Origin of the sequence: Streptomyces sp. FH025 (assembly GCF_017427025.1) — a bacterium.
Lineage (GTDB): Bacteria > Actinomycetota > Actinomycetes > Streptomycetales > Streptomycetaceae > Kitasatospora.
Genome location: NZ_JAFLNG010000762.1, coordinates 1 through 3,462 on the forward strand (window position 1 = coordinate 1; position 3,462 = coordinate 3,462).

The window sequence follows — 3,462 nt, forward strand, 5'->3', positions numbered from 1 at the left end:
CCTGAACCGATGCCCACCCCGACCACCACCGAGCAGACCGCGGAACGGACCGCCGGACAGCCCACCGCACAGGCCGTCGAACAAGCCGCCGGAGAGGCCGCCGCCGAGCAGACCGTCGAGCCAGCCGCCGAACGCCCGGCCACCCTCCTCGACCCGCGCAACGCCCTGGCCGCCCGGGCCGCCCGGGAGTTGCGCGACGGGCAGTACGTGAACCTGGGCATCGGCCTGCCGACCCTGATACCCAATCACCTCCCGCCCGGCGTCCAGGTGGTGCTGCACTCGGAGAACGGCATCCTCGGCGTGGGCCCGTACCCGGTGGAGGGCGATGAGCACGCCGATCTGATCAACGCGGGCAAGGAGACGGTGACGGTCGCCCCCGGCGCCTCGTACTTCGACTCCGCCTTCTCCTTCGGCATGATCCGGGCCGGCCGGATCGACGTCTCGGTGCTCGGCGCGATGCAGGTGTCGGCCGCCGGGGACCTCGCGAACTGGATGATCCCCGGCAAGATGGTCAAGGGCATGGGCGGTGCGATGGACCTGGTGCACGGCGCCCGCCGGCTGATCGTCGTGATGGAGCACACCGCCAGGGACGGCTCCCCGAAGATCGTCGGCGAGCTCTCACTACCCGCCACCGGAAGGGGAGTTGTGGACCGGATCGTCACCGATCTGGCCGTGGTCGACGTGACCCCGGAGGGTCTGCGGCTGGTGGAGACGGCACCGGGAGTGAGCTTCACCGAGGTACGGGCGGCCACCGGCGCCCCCCTGCTGCCCCCGCTCTGACGAAACGGACCGAGCCGACGGCCCAACGGGACCAACAGGACTGACAGAACCGACGGGACCAAAGGAACCGGCGAAGCCCGGAGAACGAACAGAACCGAGAGGACCGGGAGAACCGGGAGGACCGGGAGAGCCCGAGCGAACCGAATCCGGCGCCGACACCGACGGCCGGACCACCCCGAGGAGCAACTTCCCGGAACGGTCCGGCCGTTCGCACAGCAGGGGGCGGCATCACCACCCCCACCCCGTGCCGAATTCCCCGCATTAGCACCACCGCCGACCGGTGTGGCCGGGAACCGTAGCATCTTCACGCTTGCGCGGTGATCATTTCCCCGAACGGTTGCGATCACCGTTACGCTCCGGGAGAGTTGAGGAAGCCAAGGATCTCGCGCACCCCGGAGGGGAAGCTGGATTGTGCACCGGGATCCCGCATTCGAAGCCGCCGCGCAGGCCCACAACTGAACCGGTCGCACACACTCCATGTGTCGGACAGCCCGGAAACTGCGGGAAGGACCGCAGTTCACCGGGCCGCGTTCTGCCCGGACGGCTTCGGAGCGAGGCGAGGCACCGCCGAGCGAAGCACGGCGCAATACTCCGGGGGGAGCAGCCATGACCGTACCGTCCTCGCGACGAAGGGACGTCCGGCCGGGGAGCGTCCAACGACAGGACGCCCACCGTAGGGACGTCGGAACGACGGCCCGCCACGGGCGCGGCCGCGGCGTCGGGCGATTGGACGAGGCCGACCTGGCCGCCATACCGATACCTGAAGCCCCTTACGACTACGGCCACTTCAGCCGCCTCGCCGGCCCGGCGGTCGATCCGGACGAGGACCGGGAGCTCGGCGGCGGCGTCTACCGGCCCGAACCGAGCGACTGGGCGCCCACGATCACAGGACCGGACGCAGGACCGGACACAGGAACAGCGGCAGGACCAGCGGCGGGTGCGGCGGCAGGTGCAGCGACAGCGACGGAACCCACCCCCTACCGCGTCCAGTACCGCAGCCTGCTGCGCCACGAGCCGCACCGGATCCGGGCCGCGCTGCTGATGACGGCCGCCCCGCTGGTGGAAGCGGTGCTGCTGGTGTGGCTGCTGCTGCCCGAGCACTGGCCGGAGCGCCTCGACGAGACCAACACCCTGGTGCTGCTCGGCGACAAGGTGATGGTCGGGATCATCGCGGTGGTCGAGGTGTTCCGGCTGGTCAACGTGGTCTCCAACACCCACGCGACCCTGGCCGCCCGCGACCCGATACCCGTGACACCACAGCCGGGCACACGGGTCGCCTTCCTCACCACCTGCGTGCCGGGGAAGGAGCCGCCGGAGATGGTCCGGGGAACGCTGGTCGCGGCCCGCGCCGTCCGGCACGAAGGACCGTACGACGTATGGCTGTTGGACGAGGGAAACGATCCTGCAATGCGGGCCCTCTGCGCCGAGCTGGGCGTGCACCACTTCACCCGCGCCGGCCGTCCGCACTGGAACCGGCCGAAGGGGCGGTTCCGCGCCCGGACCAAGCACGGCAACTACAACGCCTGGCTCGAGGCGCACGGCGACGACTACGACTTCTGGGTGTCCGTCGACACCGACCACGTGCCGCTGCCCGACTTCTGCGAGCGGATGCTCGGCTACTTCCGCGATCCGGACGTCGCATTCGTGGTCGGTCCGCAGGTGTACGGGAACTACCGCAGCTCGGGCTCGGCCGTCACCAAATTCTCCGAGAGTCAGCAGTACCTCTTCCACGCCCTCATCCAACGTGCCGGAAACCGTTACGGCGCACCGATGTTCGTCGGCACCAACAACGCCGTCAGAATCCGCGCACTCCAGTCGATCGGCGGGTTGTACGACTCCATCACGGAGGACATGGCGACCGGCTTGGAGTTCCACCGGAGCCGAAACCCGGAGACCGGAGAACGCTGGAAGTCCGTGTACACCCCGGACGTGCTCGCGGTGGGTGAAGGCCCGTCCTCCTGGACCGACTTCTTCTCCCAGCAACTGCGGTGGAGCCGAGGCACGTACGAGACCCTGCTCACCCAGTACTGGCGGGTGATCTGGCGGCTGTCCCCCGGCCGGATGCTCAACTACTCGCTGATGGTGGGCTTCTACCCGATGGCGGCGCTCGCCTGGCTGCTCGGCGGCGTGTCCAGCGTGCTCTACCTGGGCTTCGGCGCCTCCGGCGTCCACGTCTCCTCGGAGATCTGGATGATGCTCTACAGCGACGCCGCCGCGCTCCAACTCCTGCTCTACACCTGGAACCGCAAGCACAACGTGAGCCCGCACGAGCCGGCCGGTTCCTCCGGGGTCGCGGGCATGGTGATGTCGGCACTCTGCGGCCCGGTCTACGCCGCCTCGCTGCTACAGGCGCTGGTCCGCCGCCGCAACCGCTTCGTGGTGACACCCAAGGGCCGCTCGGCCAGCGCCGACCGACTCGGCACCTTCCGCTACCACCTGTTCTGGACGCTGGTGTTCGGCTGCGCCATCGCCGCCTCCTTCCACACCGGCTACGACCACGTCGCGATGCGCACCTGGGCCTGGATCGCCCTGGCCCTGACCCTGCTGCCGGTCCTGATCTCGGCCGGCGACGCCGTGCGCCGTCGCCGTTCCCGGCCCACCGCCACCCTCACCGTCACGGGCGATCCGAGGGCGGTCCCGACGGTCGTCCTGGAGAAGCGCCGCCCGCGCCACGCCGCCCGC

At 69.9% G+C, this 3,462-nt stretch carries 2 protein-coding genes; both read left to right on the plus strand.

Annotated elements, in window-relative coordinates; all coding sequences use genetic code 11:
• The first annotated feature begins 165 nt into the window (after window positions 1-165).
• Complete coding sequence (locus J0670_RS33415) at window positions 166-780, plus strand: 3-oxoacid CoA-transferase subunit B (protein WP_243437889.1); 615 nt, start codon at window positions 166-168, stop codon at window positions 778-780.
• A gap of 726 nt (window positions 781-1,506) precedes the next feature.
• A partial coding sequence (locus tag J0670_RS33420) for a glycosyltransferase family 2 protein (protein WP_243437888.1) occupies window positions 1,507-3,462 on the plus strand: 1,956 nt, incomplete at its 3' end.